This window comes from Roseovarius roseus (assembly GCF_043355935.2).
In the GTDB taxonomy this organism is placed as follows: domain Bacteria; phylum Pseudomonadota; class Alphaproteobacteria; order Rhodobacterales; family Rhodobacteraceae; genus Roseovarius; species Roseovarius roseus.
Genome location: NZ_JBHFPE020000004.1, coordinates 69497 through 94408 on the forward strand (window position 1 = coordinate 69497; position 24912 = coordinate 94408).

Sequence of the window (24912 nt, forward strand, 5' to 3'; positions counted from 1 at the left end):
GGTCGCCGAGGGAAAGAAATGATGGCTCTCATCCGATATCGTCAGGTTGCCGAGGCCGGGGGGCGGGGTGCGCCGTGATCGCCGCCTCGCGCAATATCGCGCTGGCGGCGCTGGGCATGGCGCTGCTGATCCATGCGGCGCTGGCGCTGGTGCTGGTGGACACGTCCGGGCCCGAGATCGAAGGCGGCGCCAGTGCGCCCGAGACGCGGCTGGGCACCAGCTTTGCCGACATGGCCGCCGGCACCTTGACCGCCGCGCGTGCGACCGAGCCTGCCGAGGCGCTGCAGCCTGCCAAAGAGACGCCCCTGCCGGCGCTGAAACCCGCGCCGCAAACCGCACTGCAGCCGCAGCGTGCCGAGCCTGTCGTGGTAGAGTCCGACCCTACCCCAAAGGTGACGCCGCAGGCTGCGGAGATGCTCGCGCCGGAGGTGCCTTCACCCGCCGAGGCGGTGCGCCCGGCGAAAGACATCAGCCCCGCTGTCACCGGATCCGTTCGGCCCAAACTCCGAACGCCCGAATTTGAGGCGGCAAACACGCCTGCGCGGCCCGCGCCCCAACCCAAGCCGGAACCCCGGCAGCAGGCCCAGCCCGCCCCGCGGGGCAATGCCGAGCAGGACGCAACTAAAGGCACCGTGTCCGGCACGGAGAGCGCCGAGGCCCGGACCAGCGGCGCCGGCGCGGAGCAACCGCAGGCAGCGGGTAATGCAGCGGCGTCGAACTATCCGGGCGTCGTGATGGCGAAAATCTCGCGCGTGGCACGCCCGCGCTCGGCTTCGCGGGGAACGGCGGTGGTCAATTTCAGCGTGGCGGCAGGCGGCGGTCTCGCGGGTCTGGCCATCGCAACCAGCTCGGGTTCGGCGCAACTGGACAATGCGGCGTTGCAGATGATCCGGCGCGCCGCCCCGTTCCCCGCGCCGCCGCCAGGCGCGCAGCGCAGCTTTACCATCAGCATCGAGGGCCGCTAGAAAACGCGCGAAATATCAGGCAGATCGTCCCTCGACATTCCCGTGCAATTCATTTCTCAATGCGCGAATGGCAAGTGAGATCAATACGCGGCCCGGCTGGGGCATCTTCTGGATGGTGGTGACCGGCCTCCTTTTTGTGGGGGTGACAGCACTGGTCAAGACGATCGGGCCGCGCATCCCCGCAGCCGAGACCGCGTTTTTGCGCTATGCCCTTGGCCTCGTCCTGCTGATCCCGGCCATTCCGGCCATCCGGCGCGCGCAGCTTACGCCGCGCCTATTGGGCATCTTCTGCGGGCGTGGCGCGGTGCACACTATCGGCGTGGCGCTGTGGTTCTATGCGATGGCGCATATCCCGCTCGCGGATGTTACGGCGATGAACTACCTGTCGCCCATCTACGTGACGATCGGCGCGGCGCTGTTCCTGGGCGAGCGGCTGGCGATGCGCCGCCTCATGGCGATCCTCGTGGCCTTGCTGGGCGCGGTCATCATCCTGCGCCCCGGTCTGCGCGAAATCGGGCCGGGCCATATGGCCATGCTGGTGACTGCCATCAGCTTCGGCGCGTCCTACCTTCTGGCCAAGCTGGCGACGGATGAGGCGTCGCCCGTTGTCGTCGTGGCGATGCTGTCGCTGACAGTGACGGTGGGGCTTGCGCCCTTTGCCGCGCTGCATTGGGTGACGCCGACCCTGCTTGAGCTGGTAACGCTGTTTGGTGTCGCAGTCCTCGCAACGGGGGGGCATTACACGATGATGCTGGCCTTCCGCGCCGCGCCGCTGGCCGTGACGCAGCCGATGACGTTTCTTCAGCTGGTGTGGGCGGTTCTGCTGGGCGCGCTGGTCTTTGACGAGGCGGTGGACCCATACGTGGTGCTGGGCGGGATGGTGATCGTGGGGTCCGTCAGCTTCATCACCTGGCGCGAGGCCATGCTGAAGCGCCGCGCGATCACGCCGAACAGTACTGCCACCAAGGTCTGAGCGCTTCAGCCCGCCCTGTCAGCCTCTCTTGTCAGCCCGCCTTGGGCCGCCGCGTCGGGCTGAGCTTCATCCCCGGCGAGGCAAGGCGATGTGCGGGCCCGACCCAGGCATAGGCCAGCAGGCAGGGATCGCGGTCGCCGGTGGTGATGCGGTGCTCCATGCCCGAGCCATTGAAGATCAGCGATCCGGGCGCATAGACCGCGCCGTTGTTTTCCGACCATGCGCCGGCGATCGAGATGTAGCTCTCCTCGATATCCTGATGGCTGTGTTGCGGGTATGTCGTGGTCGGCGCGAAAAGCACGAAGCCGAGGTTCAGTCGGTCTGATTGCACCGGCCCTTTCTGGCCGAGGATTTCGCAGAACGCATACTTGCGCGCCAGTGCCATCGGCATTTTCTCATACCCGTATTCCCAGGTCAGCGAGGCGCGCACCTCGCGCAGGGCGCGGGCCATGCCCTGCATCGCCGCGCGTTCCCCCAGATCTAGCGCGCGGGCGAGATGGGCTGTCACCGGCAGCGTTTCGGGCTGGCGCGGCAAGATGGGCAGGTTCGCTGCAATCGTTGCCGACAGTCCGTCGCGCACCCGCTTGCGGTGGCTGCGGATCACGGGGCTGCCCCCGTCCGAGCCAAAGCGGTAGAGCGCGTCGAACTCGCGCAGCAGGTAGAGCCAGTCGGGACTGTCGGTAAGACGCGGCCCTTCGGACATGAGCGCCGCGCTGGACGTATGGGTATGATTGGTCGGGGGCAGGTCGGTCATGGGGCGCATCCGGGCAGGGGATTCTTCCCGATTAGAACCACGGGAATTGCCGCCTGCGCAAGCCTTGGCGATGCGCCGTAGGCCGCACTAAAAGAAAAATGCTGCCGGGCGGTGCGGCCCGGCAGCATCTATTTTCTGGTCGATGGGGCGGCGCTCCGCCCCTAAGCCCGGATCAGGCGAACCACCAGCGCTCTGCCCAACGCTCGCCGTCCATGTCCCAGTTGGAAGCGATGTTCTCGGGCTTGCCGACCTTCTTGCTGGAGGCAAACACGTAGTTGGCGAACATCGGGATGATGATCGAGCCTTGCGTACTGACGATCTCCTGCAGCTCCCAGTATTGCTGGCGGCGGACTTCCGGGTCCAGCTCGGCGCGTGCTTCCTTCAGCAGAGCGTCGAACTTCTCATTGCACCAGAAACCGTCGTTCCAGTCCGCGCCGCAGGTATAGGCGGTGGCGAACATCTGATCCTGCACGGGGCGGCCGCCCCAATAGACGGCGGTGAAGGGCTTCTTCATCCAGACATCGGACCAATAGCCGTCATTGGGCTCGCGCACGACCTTGAGGTTGATGCCGGCATCCTTGGCCGAGTTCTGGAACAGCGTCGCCGCGTCCACCGCCCCCGCGAAGGCCGCATCGGCCGCCGAAAGGCTGACGTCGATCGAATCGAGGCCGGCCTCCTTGAGGTAGTACTTGGCCTTGTCGGGGTCGTAGGTCTTCTGCTCGAGCTCGGTGTTGTAGAACTGCTGGCCCTGACCGATCGGGATATCATTGCCGACCGAGCCGTAGCCAAAGAGAATCTTCTCGACCAGCTCCTCGCGGTTGATCGCGTGCTTGAGCGCGAGGCGGACGTTATTGTCGTTATAGGGCTCGGCGCGAGAATCCATGGCGAAAGTGAAATGCTGCGTGCCCGCGATCGAGCTGATGTCGATATCGGGGTTGCGCGCCAGAAGGCCGATGGTCTTGAGGTCAAGACGATCGACACTGTCGACATCGCCCGAGACAAGCGCCGTGGTGCGCGCGTTCTGATCGACCAGCGACAGCATCTCGATCGTGTCGAACCAGCCGACATCGCTGCGCCAGTGATTCTCGTTACGCTCGAACGTGGTCGAGATGCCGGGCTTGAACGAGACGATCTTGTAGCTGCCGCACCCGTCGCCGGATTTCCAGTCGATGCCGCCATCGTTGGCGGGCAGAACGGGCAGATGATAGTCGCTGAGGATGAACGGGAAGTCGGCATTGCCGCCATCCAGCGTGAAGACGACCGTATCGCCCTCGATCGCGATGTCGGTGATCGGCGCGAGGATCGGCGTGGCGGCCGAAGCGGCCTCTTCGCCGCGGTGGAAGTTGATCGAGGCGACGACATCCTCGGGGGTCACGGTCTTGCCCGAATGGAAGGTCACGCCATCGCGGATCTTGAAGCGCCAGACGGTGGCGTCATCGGAGGCTTCCCAGCTTTCGGCGACCTCGGGTCCGACCGATCCGTCGGCCAGAACCTCGGTCAGGTGCCCGTCCTTGGCAAAGGTCAGCGCGACCATATAGCCATTGTCCCAGACGCCGGGGTTCAGTGTGTCTGTGGTCTGGCCATAGCCCTTGCCGATGCGGAAATTCCCGCCTTTCTTGGGGGTGGCGGCATAGACCCCGCCCAGCGGCAGCGAGGCTGCAATGGCGCCTGCGGCGGTGGTTTTCAGAAATCCGCGCCGGTCAAGGCGTCCATTCGTGATGAGCGACATGTAAATCTTCCCTTTTGTCGTTTCTATCAAGGTCTTGTTTCTCAGCCCGCCAGCAGCGGCAGGGGGTGCCTTGTCTCTTCCGGTTGGTCCTCGGGCGCGCTGCGGTTTGCCGGTCCCGCGGCGGTATGGCCCTGGCCGGGACATGCAGACCTCTGCGCGCCCGGCGACGTTATTATGCCGCCGCGCCGGGTTGCAACCATTTTGCGGGGCGCGTCCGGGCAGCATCGCGGCTGAGCATTCAGGCTGCAGATTGACGAGTCAATGAAATTTCCATAGCGCCAACGTGAACCTTGTATGACAGAGTGTCGCCGCGCGCCACGGTGCGCGCGTGGGGCACTCTGCGCCTTTCCATCCACACTGCCTGAGAGGACACCGCACATGAGCCGCCCGAACATCCTGATCTTCATGGTCGACCAGCTCAACGGCACGTTCTTTCCCGACGGCCCCGCCGAGTGGCTGCACGCGCCCAACCTCAAGCGGCTCGCCGCACGCTCGACCCGCTTTGCCAATGCCTACACGGCCAGCCCGCTTTGTGCGCCGGGGCGCGCCAGCTTCATGTCGGGCCTTCTGCCTTCGCGGTCCCGTGTCTATGACAACGCCGCAGAGTTCGCCGCTGATATCCCCACCTATGCGCATCACCTGCGCCGGGCGGGCTATCAAACCTGCCTTTCGGGCAAGATGCATTTCGTTGGCCCCGACCAGATGCACGGGTTCGAAGATCGTCTGACGACCGATATCTATCCCGCCGATTTCGGCTGGACGCCCGACTACCGCAAGCCGGGCGAGCGGATCGAGTGGTGGTATCACAACATGGGCAGCGTCACCGGCGCGGGGGTGGCCGAGATCTCGAACCAGATGGAATATGATGACGAGGTTGCCTACGAGGCGACGCGCAAGGTCTATGACTACGCGCGCGGGAAGGATCTGCGCCCCTGGTGCCTGACGGTCAGCTTTACGCATCCGCACGATCCCTATGTCGCGCGCAAGAAATACTGGGATCTCTACGAGGATTGCGACCACCTGCTGCCCGAGGTTGGGGCGATGGGCTACGAGAACCACGATCCCCATTCGCAGCGCATCTTCGACGCCAATGACTGGCGCAGCTATGACATCACCGAGGATCACATCCGCCGCGCCCGCCGGGCCTATTTCGCCAATATCTCCTATCTCGACGACAAGATCGGTGAGGTGATGGAGGCGCTCGACGGTACGCGGCAGACCGAGGACACCATCATTCTGTTCGTCTCGGATCACGGCGACATGCTGGGCGAGCGCGGGCTCTGGTTCAAGATGAGCTTCTTTGAGGGCTCGTCGCGCGTGCCGATGATGATCGCCGCGCCGGGCATGGAGGCGGGGCGCATCGACACGCCCGTCAGCAATATCGACGTCTGCCCGACGCTCTGCGATCTGGTGGGCGTGTCGATGGACGAGGTCGCGCCTTGGGTCGCGGGACAATCTCTGGTCCCGCTGGGTCAGGGCCGGACGCGCGAGGCGCCGGTGGCGATGGAATACGCGGCCGAGGCCTCCTACGCGCCGCTGGTGTCACTGCGGCAGGGCAAGTGGAAGTTCAACCGCTGCAGGCTCGATCCGGACCAGCTCTTTGATTTGGAGGCGGATCCGCACGAGTTGAACGATCTGGCCGCCGACCCGGCCCATGCCGAAACGCTCAGGACGTTCTCGGCAATGGCCGAGGCGCGCTGGGATCTGCAGGCTTTCGATGCGCAGGTGCGCGAATCGCAGGCGCGCCGCTGGGTGGTCTACGAGGCGCTGCGCGAGGGCGGCTATTACCCGTGGGACTACCAGCCGCTGAAAAAGGCGTCCGAGCGGTATATGCGCAATCACATGGATCTGAACGTGGTCGAGGAAAATGCGCGTTTTCCGCGGGGAGAGTAGCGCCGTTTGATCCGGGTCAATGCGCGGGCAGATTTGCCCGCGCAAACTGCACGCAACCTGCAACAAGAGGAGCCCGCAGATGACCCATGTCCCACACCAGCTGAGCGAAGAATTCCCCGACAAGGCCGAGGAAATCGCCAAGCTGGAGCAGTCCAACGCCCATTTCGCCAAGCTGTCCAAGGAGTATGACGAGGTGAACCGCATCATCCACAAGGCCGAGACCAATGTCGCCCCGATGGATGAGCTGGCCGAGAGCGAGCAGCGCCGCAAGCGCGCCGCCCTCAAGGACGAGATCTATGCCATGCTGACCAAGGCGGCCTAGCCGACCTCGTAAGGGAGCACGCCGCGCGCGTCCGGCCTTATGGTCAGGCGCCGCTCGAGCGGGGGGATGGAGCGCTGATGGCACTCGGTCCGCTCGCAGATGCGGCAGGAAATTCCGATGGGCTCGAACGCGGCCGGACTGCTGAGGTCCAGCCCATCGGCATAGACGAGGGCGGGCGCATGCTTGACCTCGCATCCCAGCGCGATGGCAAAGCGGCGCACCGGCGCGCCGAAATGCCCGCCGGGCTTTGAGACGTCCCGCGCGAGGTTGATGTAGCGCACCCCGTCCGGCGTCTCGGCCAGCTGGCGCAGGAAACGTCCCGGCGTCTCGAACGCGCGGTGCACGTTCCAAAGGGGGCAGGCGCCGCCGTAGCGCGCGAACTGCATCCGCGTGGCCGAATGCCGCTTGGTGATCGTGCCCGCCTGATCGACCCTCACAAAGAAGAACGGAATACCCTTGGCGCCGGGGCGCTGCAGTGTCGAGAGGCGGTGGCACACCTGCTCGATCGAGGCGCCGAACCGATGGGCCAGCACCTCCAGATCGTGCCGGCAGTCGCGCGCGGCAGTGAGGAAAGCGGTGTACGGCATCATCGCCGCCCCTGCGTAGTAATTAGCAAGGCCGATTTTCGCGATGGCGCGGGCCTCGTCCGACTGGAACCGGGCCAGGTCCAGCGTCGCCTCCAGCAGTTGGTCCTGCGTCAGCAACGCCAGTTGCAGCAGCAGCTGAAACCGCCGGGTTTCCGGCGCGGCGCGGGCGCTGAGATAGAGGATGCCGCTACCCCGGTCCAGTCGCCGCAAAGGGCCGTCATCGGTGTTGACCACGGTAATCCCGATCCGCGCCAGCGCCTCGGTCGCGCCATCGGGGGCGGCGACGGCAAACCGCTCAGCGGCGCGGTCGACGGCGTCGATGTAATTGTCGCAATAGTGAAAGAAATCGCGCACTTCGGTCCATGGGCTTTGCTGGGTGAGGGCATCATGCGCCCCCAGCGCCTCATCCAGTGATGCCAGCCGCTCATGCGTCTGGCGATAGGCGCCGTGCAGCTCCAGAAAGGCGCGGGCGAAGGCGGGAGCATTGGAGGCGACAAGGCGCAGATCGGCCAGACCGGGCGGGTCGGCAAAGATCGGATCGGCCAGCGCCTCGCGGATGTCGCCGGCCATGCGCTCGGCCTCGCCCGAGCCCAGCTCGGTCACGTCAAAGCCGAATTCCTGCGCCAGCGCCAGCACGACAGTGGTGCTGACGGGGCGGTTGTTGTTCTCCATCTGGTTCAGATAGGGCAGGGACACGCCAAGGCGGGCGGCGAAATCTTTTTGCGTCAGGCCGATGCGCTGGCGCGTCTCGCGCAGCTTGGCCCCGGCGTAGAGTTTTCGGTTCGCCATGCGCGCCTCATTTGCAAGTTAGCCTCATGCGCAGACTATGTTTGCAAATTCATGCGCGCAAGCACCCGGATCACAGCGCGCCCAGCCGCGCCTCGCGCCGCATTACTAGCAGGATGGTCGCCACCGCGCCGAGGGCCGTGACCAGCATGATCCACAGCAGTGGATAGGCCCCCGATTGCGGCGTCAGCCACGCGCCGGCCAATGCCGACAGCGCCGCGCCCCCACCGATCATCAGCGCGCCGGCAAGGCCGCTGGCCGTGCCCGCCAGATCTGGCCGCACCGACAGCGCGCCGGCCGTGGCGTTGGGGATGGTCATGCCGTTGCCAAGCCCCATCAGCATCATCAGGCCGAAAAAGCTGAGTGCGGTGCCGAAACCGGCGTAGAAAAGCGCAAGATTGATCGCGATGCCCACCGCATTGGCGATCGTGCCCCAATAGACCATGCGGTTGACCCCCACCTCGACCGAGAAGCGGCCCGAAAGGTAATTTCCGGCGAAATAGCCCACGGCGGGCGCGCCGAAGTAAAACCCGATCTCGTGCGGGGCCAGGCCGAAGACATGATCGCCCACATACGGCGCGCCGCCCAGATAGGCGAAGAACGCCCCCGAAGAAAATGCGGCCGCGCCCGCATAGCCCCAGAACCGCAACGACCTGCAAAGCACCGGGTATTCGCGAAACTGCTGCGCAAAGCTGAGCCCGCTGCCCTGCGCCGTCTCGCCCAGATCGGCCCATGTGAGCGCCAGGATCAGGATGCCCACTACCGTCAGAGCCCAGAAATTTGCTTGCCAGCCAAAGGCTTGCTCAAGCATGCCGCCAAACATCGGGCCGACCATGGGCACCACGGCCATGCCCATCGTGACATAACCGATCATGCTGGCTGCGCGGTCTTGGGGCACCATGTCCCGCACCACCGCGCGGCTGAGAACCATGGCCACGACGATGCCCGCCTGCACCATACGAAACGTCAGGAACATGGCTGCGCTGGTCGAGAGCGCGCAGCCGATGCTGGCAAGGATGAAGATAATCATGCCGGCCATGATCACCGGGCGGCGGCCCAGCTTGTCCGAGATGGGGCCGATCAGGATCTGCAGCACCGCGTTGACCGCCAGATAGAGCGCGACCGACAGTTGCATCAGCCGATAGGGCGCATCGAAATACGTGGCCATGTTCGGCAGCGACGGCAGAAAGATGTTCATCGCCAGCGCTGACAAGCCCGTCATGACGATCAGCGTCGAGATATGGGGCGGCGTCCTGCGGTCGAGAAATTTGACTTGGGGCTTGGGCATGCGCAATGGCTAGGCGCGCGCTCCGGCAGAGTCCATCTGGGCGCTGCCGGTTATGCAAGTTTGCAAATTGCAATGAGTGGAATTGCCTGTGTTTGCAAATTTGCCGAAATTTGCTGTCGCATGACAACCGATGCGGTATAGCCTGCGCCAAATGGTCAGACGGCCAGCCAGCCAAGAGGACAGGGGAAGAGCGCCATGAAGGACATCTTGCAGGAACTTGAGAACCGCCGCGCCGAAGCGCGCGCAGGTGGTGGCGCGCGCCGTGTCGAGGCCCAGCACGCCAAGGGCAAGCTGACGGCGCGCGAGCGGGTCGAGCTCTTGCTGGACGAAGGCAGCTTTGAAGAGTTCGACATGTTCGTCGCGCATCGCTGCACCGATTTCGGCATGGAGAAGGACCGCCCCTACAGTGACGGCGTTGTCACCGGCTGGGGCACGATCAATGGCCGTCTGGTCTATGTGTTTTCTCAGGATTTCACCGTGCTCGGCGGCTCGGTGTCTGAAACGCATGCCAAGAAGATCTGTAAGATCATGGATATGGCCGTGCAAAACGGTGCGCCCGTGATCGGGATCAACGATTCGGGCGGTGCGCGCATTCAGGAGGGTGTCGACAGCCTTGCGGGTTATGGCGAGGTCTTCCAGCGCAACATCACCGCCTCGGGCGTCGTGCCGCAGATCAGCGTCATAATGGGCCCCTGTGCGGGCGGTGCGGTCTATAGCCCTGCGATGACCGACTTCATCTTCATGGTGAAGGACAGCAGCTACATGTTCGTGACCGGCCCCGACGTGGTCAAGACCGTCACGAACGAGCAGGTGACCGCCGAGGAACTGGGCGGCGCGAGCACACATACCCGCAAATCGAGCGTGGCCGATGCGGCCTTCGAGAACGATGTCGAAGCGCTGGCCGAGGTGCGTCGCCTGGTCGATTTCCTGCCCTCGTCCAACCGCGAAAAACCCCCGGTGCGTCCGTTCTTCGACGATCCAGGCCGTATCGAAGACAGCCTCGACACGCTCATCCCCGACAATCCCAACATGCCCTATGACATGAAGGAATTGATCCTCAAGATTGCCGATGAGGGCGATTTCTACGAGATCCAGGAAGAATTCGCCAAGAACATGATCACCGGCTTTATCCGGATTGAGGGGCAGACCGTGGGCGTCGTCGCCAACCAGCCGATGGTGCTGGCCGGGTGCCTTGATATTGACAGCAGCCGAAAGGCCGCGCGCTTTGTCCGCTTCTGCGATTGCTTCGAGATCCCTCTGCTGACGCTGGTCGATGTGCCCGGCTTCCTGCCCGGCGTCACGCAGGAATATAACGGTGTGATCAAGCACGGCGCCAAGCTGCTCTTTGCCTATGGCGAGGCGACGGTTCCCAAGGTCACGGTGATCACGCGCAAGGCCTATGGTGGCGCCTATGTGGTGATGTCGTCCAAGCATCTGCAGGGCGATTTCAACTATGCATGGCCCACCTCCGAGATCGCCGTGATGGGCGCCAAGGGCGCGACCGAGATCATCCATCGGGCTGATCGCGGCGACGCCGAGAAGCTGGCGGCCCATGCCAAGGATTATGAGGACCGCTTTGCCAGCCCCTTCGTCGCCGCCGAGCGCGGTTTTGTCGACGAGGTGATCATGCCGCATTCCACCCGCAAGCGCGTCGCGCGGGCCTTCGCGTCGCTGCGCGGGAAAAAGGCGCAGATGCCGTGGAAGAAGCACGACAACATCCCGCTTTAGGACAGCTTGGCAGGAGGCCGGGGGCATGGGCATGACAAGGCAGCATCAGATCGCGCGAACGGGCCGTGCAGCGGGAACCGCGCCGCCACCATGCGCGTTTTTCGCGTCAAAGGAGGCATGTCATGGCCAAATCGAAGAGTGGGAACAGTATCAAGGACGCGGATACCTACGAGGCGCTGCGCGACGAGGGGGCATCCAAGGAGAAAGCGGCGCGGATTGCGAATGCCAAGGCGAACGACAGCATGAGTCCCTCGACGAAAGGAGGCAAAGCGCCGCCTTACGAGGAGTGGAGCAAGGACGAGCTCTACGAGCGGGCGCAGGAGATCGGAATCGAGGGCCGCTCGGAGATGGACAAGGACGAGCTGATCGAGGCGCTGCGAAACCACTGACGCGCCGGCGGCTTGCCGCCGCCTTCACGGCTGCCGCTGCGATGTACGCGGCGCCTGCCGCTGCCGAAAATATCACGCTGCCTTCGGGGTTGATCGCCCAGCTTCACGAGTTCATCGTGGAGGACCAGTTCAAGATCCGGCTGCGCTATGTCTCGGAAGGGTTCGATCCCTTGGGCATGGACCCTGAGATACTGCTGACCGATATGACTTTCCTTTGCGAAAACAGTGACTTGATGCCGATCACGCAGCCCGGCGGCACGGTGCATGTCATCGTGTCCATCGCCGATCAACCGGCGGAATTCGGCGTATTGAACACCGATATTCGGCAAAGCTTCGACGCCTTCACAATGGCCGATGGCACCTGCATCTGGGAGGCATTTTGATGTATCCACAATATCTTGCGCGGATTTGTTCACCCTCACGGGTTTGTGAGGCTTTGAGGACACATACCTTGCGCATTCGTGCAATGACGTATCGCTTCGCGCGAAACTGCATTATCCTCAACACCGATTGCACCCAAGCAATCCAAACCTCGAAGACATGGCGGGGCGTTTGCCTATGCGCGGCCCCGTTTTCAATAAGTGACAGGAGAATTCAATGTCGAATGCTATCAAGAGCCTCATGGCCCTCGGCCTGGTCGTCGCAGTCTCGGCTTGCCAGCAGGCACCCGAGGACGATTACGTCGTGGTCGAGCCCGTTACGACCGAGCCCGTTCAGACCGGCAAATACTAATCCGCATCGTCGGACCCTGATACCGGGGCAGGCCGCTGGGCCTGCCTCGACCCTCGGCCGTAGCCTGCGCCAGCGCCCGTTATCGGAGGGCATGGCATGATCAAGCATCGCGGCTTCCCCGGCAGATTGCCGTCTTCCGATTTCCAGTTCACCATTCGCCGCGCCAATCCCAAGGGCGCCACGCCCCTGATCCGGCGTGAGCGATACGCCGACCGGCGCATGCCCGACCGGCGCGCCGATACGGGCTTTGTGAGGGCGCTCTATGAGTGCTTTGGCGACGAGCCGTTCGAGCGCGGCAATCTCGATGCTGGGCGGCTCTCGTGGCTGCTGGGGCGCGAGGTGCTGCCTGTGTCTGATCCGTTCGATCCCACGGATTACGAGGCGCTGCTGGTTCTTGACGTCGAGGTGGCGCGCCGGTCCTTCCCGGCAGCCTTCGATGACGAGGAGGGTGCATGAGCCTGCGCGCCGCCCCTCCTGCAGGCTGCTCCGGCATGAATTTGCCCATGATTTCCGCGTCTGCGCGGAATGCAGCCGATAATTGTATTGCCTCCGGATTTGACTTGGCTCGGACCCGCGTCGATGGCACCGTGATGCATGTAGTGGCGGGCCTTCCCCAAGGGCCCGGGGCACCATGTCCACACCGTTACCCTTCCCCTGATGGGCGGCGTCTCGCAGTATTGCGGACGTCGCTCTTTTTTCTTTCTGTAGCAAGGGGTTCAGTCTATCGGCGGCAACTCGCCCATAAGCGGGCCAAAGGTGGGAACCGTTTTGACCTGCCGGTTGTTAACCTTACTGATGTGGCTTCGCATCGTGCATGTATACAAAGGGGCGACATACCATGGTCAGAACAATTACCAGACAACCTAAGGCTGTATTTGCGGTGCTCGCACTATTTGCGCTCGCGGCGTGCGGCGACACTATTGGCGAGCAGGCTGCCATCGGCGGCGTGGGCGGCCTCGGGACGTCCGCGGTCCTTGGCGGCAACCTTGCGGCAGGCGCCGTCGTGGGCGCCGCGGGCAACGTCGCCTATTGCCAGGCCTTCCCGGACCGCTGCAACTGATATCACCGCGCATCGCGCGAGCTTCATCGAACCATCCGTGCCACCGGGCGCGGGTGGTTCTTTTCGTTTCAAGACCCAATCATAAGGGGACATGCCCATGTTCAAGAAGATCCTGATCGCCAACCGTGGCGAAATCGCCTGCCGCGTCATCAAGACGGCCCGCGCCATGGGTATCCAGACCGTCGCGATCTATTCCGACGCCGACCGGAACGCGCTGCATGTGCGCATGGCCGATGAGGCCGTACATATCGGCCCGGCGCCCGCCAATGAGAGCTATATCGTCATCGACAAGGTAATGGCCGCGATCAAGGAAACGGGCGCGGAGGCGGTGCATCCCGGTTACGGATTCCTGTCCGAGAACGCCAAATTCGCCGAGGCGCTGGAGGCCGCAGGCGTCGCCTTCATCGGGCCGCCCAAGGGCGCGATCGAGGCGATGGGCGACAAGATCACGTCCAAGAAGCTGGCGCAGGAGGCAGGAGTTTCGACGGTTCCCGGCTATATGGGCCTGATCGAGGATGCCGAGGAGGCGGTCAAGATATCGAACGAGGTCGGCTATCCGGTGATGATCAAGGCCAGCGCCGGCGGCGGCGGCAAGGGCATGCGCATCGCGTGGAACGATGACGAGGCGCGCGAGGGGTTTCAAAGCTCCAAGAACGAGGCGGCCAGCAGTTTTGGCGACGACCGGATCTTTATCGAGAAATTCGTGACGCAGCCGCGCCATATTGAAATCCAGGTGCTTTGCGACAGCCACGGCAACGGCATCTATCTGGGCGAGCGGGAATGCAGCATCCAGCGCCGCAACCAGAAGGTCATCGAAGAAGCGCCAAGCCCGTTTCTGGACGAGGAGACCCGCGCCGCGATGGGCAAACAGGCCGTCGCGCTGGCGCAGGCGGTGGATTACACCAGCGCGGGCACGGTCGAATTTATCGTCGATGGCGAGCGGAACTTCTACTTTCTGGAGATGAACACGCGCCTGCAGGTCGAACATCCGGTGACGGAACTGATCACCGGCGTCGATCTGGTCGAGCAGATGATCCGCGTGGCGAATGGCGAGGCGCTGAGCATCGCGCAAGACGACGTCAAGCTGAACGGCTGGGCGATGGAATGCCGCCTATATGCCGAGGATCCCTATCGCAACTTCCTGCCGTCCATCGGACGGCTGACGCGATATCGCCCGCCAGAGGAGCTGGATGTCGAAGGCGCTACCGTGCGCAACGATACCGGCGTCTATGAGGGCGGTGAGATCAGCATGTATTACGATCCGATGATCGCCAAGCTCTGCACTTGGGGGCCGGACCGGGGCGCAGCCATTGAGGGGATGCGCGTCGCGCTCGACAGTTTCGAGGTCGAGGGGATCGGGCATAACCTGCCCTTCCTGTCCGCGGTGATGGATCACCCCAAGTTTGTCTCGGGCGATATCACGACGGCCTTCATCGCCGAAGAGTATCCCGACGGGTTTGACGGAGCCGTATTGGATGACGCGCTGCTGCGCCGCGTTGCCGCCTCTTGCGCCGCGATGCACCGGGTGGGCGAGATCCGCCGCACGCGGATTTCGGGGCGCATGGACAATCACGAGCGCAAGGTGGGCGATGACTGGAACGTCGCCCTGCAGGGCACCAGCTATGATCTGCGTATCGAGGCGCGCCGCGGGGGGGCCACGGTGCATTTCGACGATGGCACATCCATCGAGGTGGTCAGCGACTGGACGCCGGGCGATCATCTGGCCCGGATCGAGGTGGATGGCGCGCCGCTGGTTCTGAAGGTCGGCAAGATCTCGGGCGGCTTCCGCATCCGCTGCCGCGGCGCGGATCTGAAGGTGCATGTGCGCACGCCCCGTCAGGCTGAACTGGCTGCCAAGATGCCCGAGAAACAGGCGCCCGACACATCCAAGATGCTGCTCTGTCCGATGCCAGGCCTCGTGGTCAAGATGAACGTGGCCGTGGGCGACGAAGTGCAGGAGGGTCAGGCGCTCTGCACCATCGAGGCGATGAAGATGGAGAACATCCTGCGCGCCGAGAAGCAGGGCATCGTCAGTGTCGTGAATGCCGGCCCGGGCGACAGCCTTGCCGTCGACGAAGTCATCATGGAGTTCGAATAGCCCGCCATGCTGCGCGCCGCGTCATATCCCTTTCGGGCGGCTGCGCTGCTTGGTCTGGCGGCGCTTGCGCTGACCGGGTGCCAGCGCAGCAGCGAGGATGACATGCGCGCGGTGCTCGACGGCTGGGCGCCCTTGGGCGAAACGCTGAGCTTCACTTCTCAGAGGCATTGCGCGGCAGGGCGTTTCGAGCTGGTGGACGGGCGGATCGCGTCGCGAATGCGGGTGGCCGGGGACGCGCGTGAGGCGGCGATGATCCTGCGCGGGCAGGGCGCCGTCGCGATAGACGACGCGCGCCTCACCCCCGATGCGGCCATCGCCGCGTTGATAGAGGCTGATCGCGGCGCCGGCATGGCGATGCGCATGGCCGGCCTCGAGGGGCGCGCCTGCATGGATGCCGAGACCGAGGCCGCGTTTGCCACCGCTCTGGTCGCGCCGCGCGCAGTGCTGATGGTCGGGCGCGATCAGGGCATCCTGGCGCTGATGGACGTGGATGCGGGCGTAGTCGTTGCCACGATGGGGGCGAAATGACCGGGCCTCGCGAAACTCAGTTGCTGAGGCCGCGCCGGTCCTCGATCTCCTGCTCACGCATGGGCAGCTTGTCGATGGTGCGGCTGATCTCGCGCACGTCCCAAGGCACCGGCTTGCGCAGATATATGGTACCGTCCTTGACGATGAGCGCCAGCATGAAGCCGCGCGGACGCAACTGGTCGCGCAAGGCGCTTTTCGCGTCGGGGTCGGTATCGGTCAGAATGACGACGTCGCGCTCGATCAACTCGTCCAGCTCGCGGGTCAGCAGCTCCATCTGGCGGACGAATTGCGGGTCGTACGGACTATCGGCAAAAACGACGAGCGGCCTTTTTTCCCATAGAAATTGCTTCAAATCGACATCGTTACCTTCGATCACGATGCTCTCGGGGGCAGGCTGCCCCCCGTTGGACAGCACCTCTTGCGCGGCAAGCGGACCGGCCAAAAGACCAGCAAAAACAAGGCTCAGTATTGGTTTCATCAGCACTCCTATCGGGTATGATATAAGCGGGTATGCGCCGATTGCGATGCGCAAAATGGCCGCTTTTGCGCAAATTTTCCCGTTAAGAGCATCATCAGACATGCCGGCTAGCACCGAGGGCACAAGAGTGTGCCGCCCATTCCGGCGCGGTGCCATAGCCAAAGGCGGGCCTTTACATGGAGATTATCCTGCATCTTGGGGTGCATCGCAGCGCCTCCACCAGTTTTCAGTTTTACTTGCGCAAGAACGGAGCGCGCCTTGCGGGATCGGGCGTAGGGGTGTGGACACCTCAGCAGACGCGCAGGGGCCTCATGGAGGGTATTCTGACCAGCCCGGGCCTTTTCAGCACAGCAAAACAGGCGGCGCGTGCCCGCGGGCGGATTGCGCTGGCGCTTCGCACCGCCGAGGACGCCGGGATACGCCAACTGATCGTCTCGGACGAGAATATGATCGGCACTCCGCGAGGCACGATACGTGCCATGCGCCTTTATCCGGCCATTGGCGAGCGGATGGCGCGCTACGACGCAGCCTTCGGCGGGCGGATCACGCGCGTTGCCATTTCGGTGCGTGCGCAGGATGCTTGGTGGGCCTCGTGCATCGCCTATGCGGTGGCGCGCGGCGCTCGGGTGCCGCCCTCGAAGCGTCTGGCGGAAATCGTCGCGGGTCCGCGCGGCTGGCGCGACGTGATCACCGATCTCAGCTGCGCCATGCCGGACACCGAAGTGATGGTGATGCCGCACGAGGCCTTCGCGTCGCGGCCCGAGGCGCGTCTAAAGGCTCTGACAGGCCTCAGCGAGGTGCCTCAGGCCCACGCGCGCGAATGGCTGAACCGCGCGCCCGATCTGCCCGAACTGCGGCGGCTGATTTTCGAGCGCGGCGGCAATCCTGGGGTTCTTCCCGGCGGGCAGGGGCCATGGCAACTATTTTCGCGAGAGGAGCGTGCAGCCCTGCGCGAGGCTTATCTGGACGATCTCTACTGGCTGCGGGCCGGTGCAGGCGGTCTGGCGACTTTGACAGAAGAAACGGGCCAGGACGAGGCGGGGCAAACACCGCCCATTCCGGCCGAGACAAGAGGACGACATCATGACCAAGAAGGTGCAAGGCGAGTGGCGCAAGCTGGCGGAGGCTGAGCTGAAGGACCGCCCGCTGGAGGATCTGACCTGGCACACGATTGAGGGGATCGACGTCAAGCCGCTCTATACCGCCGAGGATATCGAGGGCCTGGAGCATATGGGCGGCATCCCCGGCGCCGCCCCCTTCACCCGCGGCGTCAAGGCGACGATGTATGCCGGGCGCCGTTGGACCATCCGGCAATATGCCGGTTTCTCGACGGCCGAGGAATCGAACGCCTTTTACCGCCGCAATCTGGCGGCCGGGCAGCAGGGCGTGTCCGTTGCCTTCGATCTGGCGACGCATCGCGGCTATGACAGTGATCACCCCCGGGTAGAGGGCGATGTGGGCAAGGCCGGCGTCGCCATCGATTCGGTCGAGGACATGAAGATCCTCTTCGACCAGATTCCGCTTGATCAGGTCAGTGTCAGCATGACGATGAACGGCGCGGTCATTCCGATCCTCGCCAATTTCATCGTCGCGGGCGAAGAGCAGGGGCATGACAAGTCGGTCCTGTCCGGCACCATTCAGAATGACATTCTGAAAGAGTTCATGGTGCGCAACACCTACGTCTATCCGCCCCAGCCCAGCATGCGCATCATTTCGGACATCATAGAATACACCTCGAATGGCATGCCCAGGTTCAACTCGATCTCGATCTCCGGCTACCATATGCAGGAGGCTGGCGCGAACTTGGTGCAGGAGCTGGCCTATACGCTGGCCGATGGGCGCGAATACGTGAAGGCCGCCATCGAGGCGGGCATGGACGTCGACAAATTCGCAGGTCGGCTCAGCTTCTTCTTCGCGATCGGCATGAATTTCTTCATGGAGGCGGCCAAGCTGCGCGCCGCACGTCTGTTGTGGCACCGCATCATGACAGAGTTCGGCGCCAAGAATGATCGCTCGAAAATGCTGCGCACCCATTGCCAGACCTCTGGCGTGAGCTTGCAAGAGCAGGACCCCTATAACAACGTCGTGCGCACCGCCTACGAGGCGATGAGCGCCGTTCTGGGCGGCACGCAGTCGCTGCATACCAATGCGCTGGATGAGGCGATGGCGCTGCCCACCGATTTCAGCGCGCGGATTGCCCGCAACACCCAGCTCATCCTGCAGGAGGAAACCGGGGTGAGTGCGGTCGTCGACCCGCTGGCCGGCAGCTACTATGTCGAAAGCCTCACCGCAGAGCTGGCCGAGAAGGCATGGGAGCTGATGGAAGAGGTCGAAGAGATGGGCGGCATGACCAAGGCGGTGGCCAGCGGCATGCCCAAGCTGCGGATCGAGGAATCGGCGGCAACACGTCAGGCGATGATCGACCGGGGCACCGAGGTGATCGTCGGTGTCAACAAGTATCGCCGCGACAGCGAAGACCCGATCGACCTGCTGGATATCGACAATTCCAAGGTGCGCGACAGCCAGATCGCACGGCTGGAAAAGATTCGCGCCGAGCGCGACGAAGACGCCTGCACTGCCGCGCTGGACGAGGTTGAGCGCCGCGCGCGCGAGGGCGGCAATTTGCTGGAAGCGGCGGTCGAGGCGGCCCGCGCCCGCGCCACGGTAGGAGAGATATCGATGAGCATGGAAAAGGTGTTCGGCCGCCATCGCGCCGAGGTAAAAACGCTGGCCGGTGTCTATGGCGCCGCTTATGAGGGCGACGAGGGCTTTGCCGCCATTCAGAAATCGGTCGAGGATTTCGCCGAGGAAGAAGGTCGCCGCCCCCGGATGCTGGTGGTCAAGATGGGCCAGGACGGGCACGATCGCGGCGCCAAGGTGATCGCGACGGCCTTTGCCGATATCGGGTTCGACGTCGATGTCGGCCCGCTGTTCCAGACGCCCGAGGAGGCCGCGCAAGACGCGGTAGACAACGACGTGCATGTCATCGGCATCAGCAGCCAGGCCGCCGGCCACAAGACCCTCGCGCCCAAGCTGGTCGAGGCGCTGAGGGCCCAGGGCGCCGAGGATATCCTGGTGATCTGCGGCGGGGTGATTCCGCAGGCAGACTATGACTTCCTGAAAAAGGCCGGCGTGAAGGCGATCTTTGGGCCGGGCACGAATATCCCCGATGCGGCGCAGGACATCCTCAAGATGATCCGCGACGCGCGGAAGTGATCCATGGCGGCGCGGCGGAAGACTGCCGCGCCTTCGCCTGCCGCTAACAGGACGCGCAAATGTCTATTTGCGCGGGCATTTTGCATCGCAAAATGCGGCACCATGGCACCGGTGGGTCCAAGGGGCACTGAGTGCCAGGATGATTTTTCGCGGAGAGGGCACTTTGCGCTGCAAAGTGTCTGTGGTGGCGTGAGGTGGATTTGAACCACCGACCTAACGATTATGAGTCGTTTGCTCTAACCCCTGAGCTACCACGCCATGGGCGCGTGGCTAAGGCAGAGCCGCGCGCCCGTCAAGGTGCAAATCGGTCTTCTTATCCGGTTAATTTGCGGCGGGCGCGCCGGGGCGGGTGGGATTGAACTTCGCCCGCGGGCGCGTTTAAGGTCGGGCGCGATATGAACCCGATCCGAAAGGTCCCTCATTTGCTTGAACTCGATCACCTTGCCATTGCCGCCGAAACTTTGGGGGAGGGGTGTGAGTGGCTGCATGATGCCATTGGTGCGAGGGCCGGACCGGGCGGGCAGCATGCACATTTCGGCACGCATAATCGTCTTTTGGGACTATCCGGGGGCCTCTATCTGGAAGTGATTGCAATCGATCCGGAGGCCGCCAAGCTGGCCCACGCGCGCTGGTTCGATCTGGACCGGTTTTCCGGCCCGCCGCGGCTGCACAACTGGATTTGCCGCACCAGGGATCTGGAAGCAGCGCAGCAGGCGCTTCCGGGTATGGGGCCGCAGGTTGCGCTGGTGCGCGGCGAGCTTAATTGGCGCATGGCGGTCCCTGAGGATGGGCAACTGCCATTCGATGACTGCCATCCGGCGGTGATTCAATGGGATTGCGATGCGCATCCCGCCGCGCTGCTGCCGGACCACGGGATATCGCTGCGCCGCTTGATCGTGACCCATCCCGAGGCGCAGGAGCTGGAAGCGCGGCTTGAGGGTCATCTATCGGACCGCCGCGTTGTCTTCGAGACGGGGCAGGCCGGGCTGCGCGCGGAATTCGACACGCCCGGCGGATGCAGGTTCCTGGGATGATCGTGCGGCCCGCGCGGCGGGACGATGTCACGCGGATCATGGATTTCTGGAACCCGCAGATCCGCGATACGGCCATCACCTTTACGACCGTCGAGAAGACGGGGGCTATGCTGGCCGCCGAGATTGACGCCTGTGCCGAGGAGGGCCGAGCGTTCCTGGTGGCGGAAGAGGCGGGGCAGGTGATCGGAGTGGCCACCTGGTTTCTGTTTCGCAAAGGGCCGGGTTATGCGCATTCGGCGGAGCATACCATCGTTCTGGCGCCCGAGGTGCGGCGGCGCGGTGCTGGCCGCGCGTTGATGACCGCGCTAGAAGAGCATGCGCGGGCACAGGGCGTGCATGTTCTGGTCGCCGGCGTCACCGGCGAGAATGCGGGGGGCATCGCGTTTCACGAGGCGCTGGGCTTTACCGAGGTCGGGCGCATGCCGCAGGTTGGCCGTAAATTTGGGCGATGGATGGACCTTGTCCTGTTGCAAAAAATTCTCTGAGACGCTTTTTCGGCGCGGAATGCTGCATCGCACTGACACTGCTGAGCAAAGGCAGTAGGATCGCGCCATGTCGCTCTGGACCCGCATAACCGAGGCCGTGTCGGCCCTCGCCAATGGCGAGGGGCTGAGCCATGTGTTCGAGCGTCTGCGCACGCCGCCCGAGCGGCGCGTGGCCTTTGCCATCGCCGTGATCGCGCTGGGGGCCAAGATGGCGAAGGCCGACGGCCAGGTGACGCGGGGCGAGGTGTCGGCCTTTCGAGAGGTGTTTCAGATTGCGCAGGATGATGAGGCGGGCGCGGCGCGGGTCTTCAACCTGGCGCGGCAGGACGTGGCGGGATTTGAGGAATATGCTGCGCGCATCAAGGCGATGTTCGGGGATCAGACAGATGCGCTGAGCGATCTGCTGGAGGGGCTTTTCCACATTGCGATAGCCGATGGTCAGTATCACCCTGACGAGAATATCTTCCTTGAGAGGGTTGCGCAGATATTCGAGCTGCCCGAACGCGATTTTCAGCAGATGCGCTGCCGATTCGTGCCCGATGCAGCGCCCGACCCCTACCAGGTGCTGGGCGCGTCGCCGGATGACGACATGGACACTTTGCGCAAACGATATCGCGAGAGGGTGCGGGCCTCGCATCCTGACCGGATGGTCGCACGCGGCGTTCCGGTTGAGGCGATGCGCCTTGCCGAAAAGCGCATGGTCGATATCAACCGCGCGTGGGACCAGATTCGCGCGGCGCGCGGAGAATGAGGCTGGCGACCTGGAACATCGAATGGTTCAACAGTCTGTTCGATGATGCGGGGCGATTGATCGAAGATGGGGAATGGTCGTCGCGCCGCGATGTTACGCGGAGGGAACAGGCGGCGGCGATTGCCATGATCATGCACGCGCTGGATGCCGATGCGCTGATGATCATCGAGGCGCCGGATGACAATGGTCAGCGCAGCACCGTGACCGCGCTGGAAGGATTTGCAGAGGCCAAGGGGCTGCGCACACGGTGTGCGCTGATGGGGTTTCGCAATGACACCCAGCAGGAAATTGCGCTGCTTTATGATCCCTACGTAATAAGCGCGGCGCATGATCCGATAGGTGCGCCGACGGGCAAGCAGGGCGCGGCCGGGGCGCCTCGCTTTGACGGGACGTTCCGCATCGATTTGGATATCGACGCCAAAGAGGATCTGGTGCGGTTTTCCAAGCCGCCGCTGGAGGTGCGGCTGGAGCCGCATGGCGAAGGCGCGGTGCGATTGATCGGGGTGCACCTGAAATCCAAGGCGCCCTACGGGGCGGCGACGCCTGAGGACGTCATGCGCATGGCCATAGCCAATCGGCGCAAGCAATTGGCGCAGGCGATATGGCTGCGCAGCCGCGTGGCCGAGCATCTGGCGGCGGGGGAGTCCTTGATCGTGATGGGCGATCTGAACGACGGCCCCGGTCTGGATGTGTACGAGGATCTCTTTGGCCGCTCCTCGGTGGAGGTGGTGCTGGGGGACGGCCAGGAGGTGCAACTGTTTGATCCGCATGCGCATTCGGCGCTGGGCCAGCGGATCGGGGCGCGCTACAGCACATCGAGATTCTACATGAATCACGAAGGCCGCTACATGCAGGCGCTGCTGGATTACATCATGGTCTCGCCCGATCTGCGGGCACGCGCGCCGGTCTGGCGCATCTGGCACCCCTTCGACGATCCGCATTGCTATGGCACGCCCGCGCTGCGCGAGGCGCTGCTGACGGCGTCGGATCATTTCCCGGTGACGCTGGATATCGACCTTGGGGCTTAAATCGGCGCGGCAGACGCGCTATATTGAACCTATGAGACAGATACTTCTTCCGCTCGCCCTTGCTGCTAGTCTTGCCATGCCTGCCGCTGCACAGGAGGCTGACCCGTCCGAGGATGGCAGATCGCTCATCGAAGACGGTGCGCGTATGCTGCTGGATGGCCTGATGAAAGAGGCGCAGCCGGCGATGGAGGGCCTGCGCGATATGGCTGAGCGGTTTGGTCCGCAACTGCGCAACTTTGCCGAGGAGATGGGGCCGGCGCTGGCCGAGATCCTGGAGGATGTTGACGATCTGAGCGTTTACGCCGCACCTGAGCGACTGCCGAATGGCGATATCATCATTCGCCGCAAGGTGCCTCTGGAGCCCGAGACGCCCGAGGGTGAGGGGCCTGAACGGCCTGCGCCGGACGCTGTTCCGGACACAGAAGGCGAGATCGAGATCTAGGAGGGCACCGCGTCCTTGACCGTGGGGGTTGCCCCCAGCGACGAGGCGAGCGAGGCGAAGCGTGCTTGGGCAACCTCGCCGAACAGCGGTTTGGCCTCGGGGGCGAGACCCAGTTCCAGCACCTTTTTCTTGGGGTAGTAGTGTAGGGCACCGGGAGGCGCCTCGCGCTGCAGCCAGAGCATGGCACCAAAGCGCATCGCGCGGCCGAGGATCTCGGCGTCGCGGCGCAGCGGCTCGTCGATCAGGCGATTGACGTCTTCGAAGCGGGTATGGCCGGTCGAGTTGGAATAGCGGTGCAGGAGGGCCAATCCGAGGAAAATCCGCTCGGAATGTTTCAGACCGCCCAGATTGGCGCGTGTCGCGGTGTCGAAGCAGATGTCGGCGCGGTAATCGGGATGCGCGCGCCAGTTGACGTCATGCAGCAGACAGGCGGCCTTGATCAGGCGCACGCGCTCGGGCTTGGCCGCTTTGAAAAGCGGCATGATAAAATGATAAAGCACCTTGCCAAAGCCGGGCACGCGCGCGTCCTTCGCCTCGGTAAAGCGGCAGGCCTCGATCAGGGGATCGCGGTCGCGCAACTGCTGGGGCATCTGCTCGTAAAGCATGCCCTCGCGGATACCGTAGCTGGAGACGGCGATGTCATGCGGCTTGAAGATGCGGACCACTTCGCGCAGAACCTCGGCGGCCTGCGGGACCAGCGCCATACGCGCCGCGGACACGCCCGCCCGTTGGCGCAACGAGTCGAGATCGCCCGAGGACTGCAGATAGGCCAGCGTGTCGCGCACGGAGGAGGCGCGCATGCGGTATTCATGCAGAACGTGCAGCGGATAGGCGCGACGCTCCATGTCGATGCGGGCGATGGCGCGCCACGAGCCGCCAACGAGGAAGAGACGGTTGCGCTGTTCGCCCAGCTCGGCGGTCATGGCCTCGATCGTTTCGGCGATGTAGGCGCGGCGTGCGCGGCGCCCGCCCTTCATGTCGCGCAGTTTCAGCGGGCCCAGTTGCGAGGTGACGCGCCGCCCGACGGTGCCGCCGTTGATCTCGGCCAGTTCCATGGACGAGCCGCCGATATCGCAAACGAGGCCGTATGCGCCGGGCCAGCCCAGAAGGACGCCCTGCGCCGACAGCCGCGCCTCTTCGCGCCCGTCGATGACCCAGAGGATGAGGCCGGTTTCCTCTTCGACCTCGCGGCGGAAATCGTCGCCGTCCAGCGCCTCGCGCACGGCGGCGGTTGCAACGCAGGTCAGCGGGCCGGTTTCCATCGCGCGGGCAAGATGGGCAAAACGGCGCAGCGCGCTAAGGGCGCGGGCGCGCCCATCGGGATTGAGCCGCCCGGTTTCGGACATTCCCGCGCCAAGGCCGCACATGATCTTTTCGTTGAAGAAATAGGCGGGGCTGCGGGCCGCCCCGTCAAACACCACCATCCGGACCGAGTTGGAGCCGACATCAACCACGCCGACCCGTCGCAGGCGCCGGGCAGAGGGCGAATCGAACAGGGCGCGGCCAAACGGGCTGAAGGCCGCGCCGCTATCGGCGCTGTCGCCTTCGGTTTCGGGTGTGCTCATATTCTCACCAGCCCTCGTCCTTTTTCTGCCGTCTTATGTGCCACGCGGGCCTCCGCCGTCAACGCATGTGCTGCGCGCCGG

General features: G+C 64.0%; 25 protein-coding genes and 1 tRNA gene. 19 read left to right on the plus strand and 7 right to left on the minus strand.

Translation table 11 applies throughout. From position 1 onward, the window contains the following. Nucleotides 1-74: 74 nt before the first annotated feature. Nucleotides 75-965: a TonB family protein gene (locus ACEWPL_RS08625; protein ID WP_393931373.1), complete on the plus strand. Its 891-nt coding sequence runs from the start codon at nucleotides 75-77 to the stop codon at nucleotides 963-965. A gap of 67 nt (nucleotides 966-1032) precedes the next feature. After that, nucleotides 1033-1938 (plus strand): DMT family transporter, encoded by a 906-nt coding sequence (locus tag ACEWPL_RS08630; protein ID WP_393931375.1) that lies wholly within the window; start codon nucleotides 1033-1035, stop codon nucleotides 1936-1938. A 31-nt stretch (nucleotides 1939-1969) separates the two neighbouring features. Here ACEWPL_RS08630 and ACEWPL_RS08635 read toward each other — a convergent pair whose 3' ends face one another. Continuing rightward, nucleotides 1970-2641, minus strand: coding sequence for a dimethylsulfonioproprionate lyase family protein (locus ACEWPL_RS08635; protein WP_393931910.1), 672 nt, complete (start codon nucleotides 2639-2641; stop codon nucleotides 1970-1972). Nucleotides 2642-2864: 223 nt separating this feature from the next. After that, a complete protein-coding gene (locus ACEWPL_RS08640) occupies nucleotides 2865-4421 on the minus strand; it encodes an ABC transporter substrate-binding protein (RefSeq protein WP_393931377.1) in 1557 nt (518 codons plus the stop codon). 378 nt (nucleotides 4422-4799) lie between these two features. On the opposite strand from ACEWPL_RS08640, the gene betC reads away from it, so the two are divergent. Continuing rightward, the gene (gene betC / locus ACEWPL_RS08645) at nucleotides 4800-6314 is read left to right on the plus strand and encodes a choline-sulfatase (RefSeq protein ID WP_393931379.1); all 1515 of its coding nucleotides are present in this window, start codon (nucleotides 4800-4802) and stop codon (nucleotides 6312-6314) included. A 79-nt stretch (nucleotides 6315-6393) separates the two neighbouring features. Further along, nucleotides 6394-6636 (plus strand): HP1242/YdcH family protein, encoded by a 243-nt coding sequence (locus tag ACEWPL_RS08650; RefSeq protein ID WP_393931381.1) that lies wholly within the window; start codon nucleotides 6394-6396, stop codon nucleotides 6634-6636. Here ACEWPL_RS08650 and ACEWPL_RS08655 read toward each other — a convergent pair. Then, nucleotides 6633-8012, minus strand: a complete 1380-nt coding sequence (locus ACEWPL_RS08655; protein WP_393931383.1) for a helix-turn-helix domain-containing protein — start codon at nucleotides 8010-8012, stop codon at nucleotides 6633-6635. The genes ACEWPL_RS08650 and ACEWPL_RS08655 overlap by 4 nt on opposite strands. A 70-nt stretch (nucleotides 8013-8082) precedes the next feature. Beyond that, nucleotides 8083-9297 (minus strand): multidrug effflux MFS transporter, encoded by a 1215-nt coding sequence (locus ACEWPL_RS08660; protein ID WP_393931385.1) that lies wholly within the window; start codon nucleotides 9295-9297, stop codon nucleotides 8083-8085. A gap of 195 nt (nucleotides 9298-9492) precedes the next feature. On the opposite strand from ACEWPL_RS08660, the gene ACEWPL_RS08665 reads away from it, so the two are divergent. From ACEWPL_RS08665 to ACEWPL_RS08700, 8 genes are all read left to right on the plus strand, one after another. After that, nucleotides 9493-11025, plus strand: coding sequence for an acyl-CoA carboxylase subunit beta (locus ACEWPL_RS08665; RefSeq protein WP_393931387.1), 1533 nt, complete (start codon nucleotides 9493-9495; stop codon nucleotides 11023-11025). Nucleotides 11026-11147: 122 nt separating this feature from the next. Then, a complete protein-coding gene (locus ACEWPL_RS08670) occupies nucleotides 11148-11414 on the plus strand; it encodes a DUF7218 family protein (protein WP_393931389.1) in 267 nt (88 codons plus the stop codon). Between the two features lie 41 nt (nucleotides 11415-11455). Continuing rightward, nucleotides 11456-11797 carry a DUF6497 family protein gene (locus ACEWPL_RS08675; protein WP_393931391.1) on the plus strand — a complete coding sequence of 114 codons (342 nt, stop codon included), beginning with the start codon at nucleotides 11456-11458 and terminating at the stop codon, nucleotides 11795-11797. 214 nt (nucleotides 11798-12011) lie between these two features. Continuing rightward, nucleotides 12012-12146 (plus strand): hypothetical protein, encoded by a 135-nt coding sequence (locus ACEWPL_RS08680; protein ID WP_393931393.1) that lies wholly within the window; start codon nucleotides 12012-12014, stop codon nucleotides 12144-12146. Between the two features lie 96 nt (nucleotides 12147-12242). Then, nucleotides 12243-12602: a hypothetical protein gene (locus ACEWPL_RS08685; protein WP_393931395.1), complete on the plus strand. Its 360-nt coding sequence runs from the start codon at nucleotides 12243-12245 to the stop codon at nucleotides 12600-12602. A gap of 424 nt (nucleotides 12603-13026) precedes the next feature. Continuing rightward, complete coding sequence (locus ACEWPL_RS08690; RefSeq protein WP_393931397.1) at nucleotides 13027-13206, plus strand: hypothetical protein; 180 nt, start codon at nucleotides 13027-13029, stop codon at nucleotides 13204-13206. A 97-nt stretch (nucleotides 13207-13303) separates the two neighbouring features. Further along, nucleotides 13304-15304: an acetyl-CoA carboxylase biotin carboxylase subunit gene (gene accC / locus ACEWPL_RS08695; RefSeq protein ID WP_393931399.1), complete on the plus strand. Its 2001-nt coding sequence runs from the start codon at nucleotides 13304-13306 to the stop codon at nucleotides 15302-15304. Nucleotides 15305-15310: 6 nt separating this feature from the next. Beyond that, a complete protein-coding gene (locus tag ACEWPL_RS08700; protein WP_393931401.1) occupies nucleotides 15311-15832 on the plus strand; it encodes a hypothetical protein in 522 nt (173 codons plus the stop codon). Nucleotides 15833-15848: 16 nt separating this feature from the next. Here ACEWPL_RS08700 and ACEWPL_RS08705 read toward each other — a convergent pair whose 3' ends face one another. Further along, entirely contained in the window at nucleotides 15849-16310 is a 462-nt protein-coding gene (locus tag ACEWPL_RS08705) for a DUF4174 domain-containing protein (protein WP_393931403.1), read from the minus strand. A gap of 176 nt (nucleotides 16311-16486) precedes the next feature. Here ACEWPL_RS08705 and ACEWPL_RS08710 point away from each other — a divergent pair, with 176 nt between their 5' ends. Together ACEWPL_RS08710 and scpA are read left to right on the plus strand one after the other, a co-directional pair. Continuing rightward, the gene (locus tag ACEWPL_RS08710; RefSeq protein ID WP_393931405.1) at nucleotides 16487-17440 is read left to right on the plus strand and encodes a hypothetical protein; all 954 of its coding nucleotides are present in this window, start codon (nucleotides 16487-16489) and stop codon (nucleotides 17438-17440) included. Further along, entirely contained in the window at nucleotides 17394-19526 is a 2133-nt protein-coding gene (gene scpA, locus ACEWPL_RS08715; RefSeq protein WP_393931407.1) for a methylmalonyl-CoA mutase, read from the plus strand. Before ACEWPL_RS08710 ends, scpA begins: the two co-directional genes overlap by 47 nt. Nucleotides 19527-19708: 182 nt before the next feature. On the opposite strand, the gene ACEWPL_RS08720 is transcribed toward scpA, so the two are convergent. Further along, nucleotides 19709-19784: transfer RNA gene (locus ACEWPL_RS08720), tRNA-Met, on the minus strand. A gap of 164 nt (nucleotides 19785-19948) precedes the next feature. Here ACEWPL_RS08720 and ACEWPL_RS08725 point away from each other — a divergent pair. The 5 genes from ACEWPL_RS08725 (at nucleotide 19949) to ACEWPL_RS08745 (ending at nucleotide 23266) form a co-directional block, all read left to right on the plus strand. Next, nucleotides 19949-20560, plus strand: a complete 612-nt coding sequence (locus ACEWPL_RS08725) for a VOC family protein (RefSeq protein WP_393931409.1) — start codon at nucleotides 19949-19951, stop codon at nucleotides 20558-20560. Then, nucleotides 20557-21045: a GNAT family N-acetyltransferase gene (locus tag ACEWPL_RS08730; RefSeq protein WP_393931411.1), complete on the plus strand. Its 489-nt coding sequence runs from the start codon at nucleotides 20557-20559 to the stop codon at nucleotides 21043-21045. The genes ACEWPL_RS08725 and ACEWPL_RS08730 overlap by 4 nt, the downstream gene beginning before the upstream one ends. 67 nt (nucleotides 21046-21112) lie before the next feature. Further along, nucleotides 21113-21796: a TerB family tellurite resistance protein gene (locus tag ACEWPL_RS08735; RefSeq protein ID WP_393931413.1), complete on the plus strand. Its 684-nt coding sequence runs from the start codon at nucleotides 21113-21115 to the stop codon at nucleotides 21794-21796. Next, nucleotides 21793-22824, plus strand: a complete 1032-nt coding sequence (locus tag ACEWPL_RS08740) for an endonuclease/exonuclease/phosphatase family protein (RefSeq protein ID WP_393931416.1) — start codon at nucleotides 21793-21795, stop codon at nucleotides 22822-22824. The genes ACEWPL_RS08735 and ACEWPL_RS08740 overlap by 4 nt, the downstream gene beginning before the upstream one ends. Nucleotides 22825-22900: 76 nt before the next feature. Next, the gene (locus ACEWPL_RS08745; RefSeq protein ID WP_393931418.1) at nucleotides 22901-23266 is read left to right on the plus strand and encodes a hypothetical protein; all 366 of its coding nucleotides are present in this window, start codon (nucleotides 22901-22903) and stop codon (nucleotides 23264-23266) included. Here the strand turns inward: ACEWPL_RS08745 and ACEWPL_RS08750 are convergent. Then, nucleotides 23263-24831, minus strand: a complete 1569-nt coding sequence (locus ACEWPL_RS08750) for a Ppx/GppA family phosphatase (protein WP_393931420.1) — start codon at nucleotides 24829-24831, stop codon at nucleotides 23263-23265. The two genes, ACEWPL_RS08745 and ACEWPL_RS08750, sit on opposite strands and share 4 nt — an antisense overlap. Nucleotides 24832-24912: the final 81 nt, after the last annotated feature.

Coding starts and splice junctions, on each gene's coding strand:
- ACEWPL_RS08630 (WP_393931375.1), top strand. CDS start 1,033: ATGGCAAGTGAGATCAATACGCGGCCCGGCTGGGGCATCTTCTGGATG.
- scpA (WP_393931407.1), top strand. CDS start 17,394: ATGACCAAGAAGGTGCAAGGCGAGTGGCGCAAGCTGGCGGAGGCTGAG.
- ACEWPL_RS08670 (WP_393931389.1), top strand. CDS start 11,148: ATGGCCAAATCGAAGAGTGGGAACAGTATCAAGGACGCGGATACCTAC.
- ACEWPL_RS08660 (WP_393931385.1), bottom strand. CDS start 9,297: ATGCCCAAGCCCCAAGTCAAATTTCTCGACCGCAGGACGCCGCCCCAT.
- ACEWPL_RS08740 (WP_393931416.1), top strand. CDS start 21,793: ATGAGGCTGGCGACCTGGAACATCGAATGGTTCAACAGTCTGTTCGAT.
- ACEWPL_RS08655 (WP_393931383.1), bottom strand. CDS start 8,012: ATGGCGAACCGAAAACTCTACGCCGGGGCCAAGCTGCGCGAGACGCGC.
- ACEWPL_RS08680 (WP_393931393.1), top strand. CDS start 12,012: ATGTCGAATGCTATCAAGAGCCTCATGGCCCTCGGCCTGGTCGTCGCA.
- ACEWPL_RS08750 (WP_393931420.1), bottom strand. CDS start 24,831: ATGAGCACACCCGAAACCGAAGGCGACAGCGCCGATAGCGGCGCGGCC.
- ACEWPL_RS08710 (WP_393931405.1), top strand. CDS start 16,487: ATGGAGATTATCCTGCATCTTGGGGTGCATCGCAGCGCCTCCACCAGT.
- ACEWPL_RS08665 (WP_393931387.1), top strand. CDS start 9,493: ATGAAGGACATCTTGCAGGAACTTGAGAACCGCCGCGCCGAAGCGCGC.
- ACEWPL_RS08650 (WP_393931381.1), top strand. CDS start 6,394: ATGACCCATGTCCCACACCAGCTGAGCGAAGAATTCCCCGACAAGGCC.
- ACEWPL_RS08635 (WP_393931910.1), bottom strand. CDS start 2,641: ATGTCCGAAGGGCCGCGTCTTACCGACAGTCCCGACTGGCTCTACCTG.
- ACEWPL_RS08735 (WP_393931413.1), top strand. CDS start 21,113: ATGTCGCTCTGGACCCGCATAACCGAGGCCGTGTCGGCCCTCGCCAAT.
- ACEWPL_RS08705 (WP_393931403.1), bottom strand. CDS start 16,310: ATGAAACCAATACTGAGCCTTGTTTTTGCTGGTCTTTTGGCCGGTCCG.
- ACEWPL_RS08730 (WP_393931411.1), top strand. CDS start 20,557: ATGATCGTGCGGCCCGCGCGGCGGGACGATGTCACGCGGATCATGGAT.
- ACEWPL_RS08700 (WP_393931401.1), top strand. CDS start 15,311: ATGCTGCGCGCCGCGTCATATCCCTTTCGGGCGGCTGCGCTGCTTGGT.
- ACEWPL_RS08640 (WP_393931377.1), bottom strand. CDS start 4,421: ATGTCGCTCATCACGAATGGACGCCTTGACCGGCGCGGATTTCTGAAA.
- accC (WP_393931399.1), top strand. CDS start 13,304: ATGTTCAAGAAGATCCTGATCGCCAACCGTGGCGAAATCGCCTGCCGC.
- ACEWPL_RS08685 (WP_393931395.1), top strand. CDS start 12,243: ATGATCAAGCATCGCGGCTTCCCCGGCAGATTGCCGTCTTCCGATTTC.
- ACEWPL_RS08675 (WP_393931391.1), top strand. CDS start 11,456: ATGTACGCGGCGCCTGCCGCTGCCGAAAATATCACGCTGCCTTCGGGG.
- ACEWPL_RS08745 (WP_393931418.1), top strand. CDS start 22,901: ATGCCTGCCGCTGCACAGGAGGCTGACCCGTCCGAGGATGGCAGATCG.
- betC (WP_393931379.1), top strand. CDS start 4,800: ATGAGCCGCCCGAACATCCTGATCTTCATGGTCGACCAGCTCAACGGC.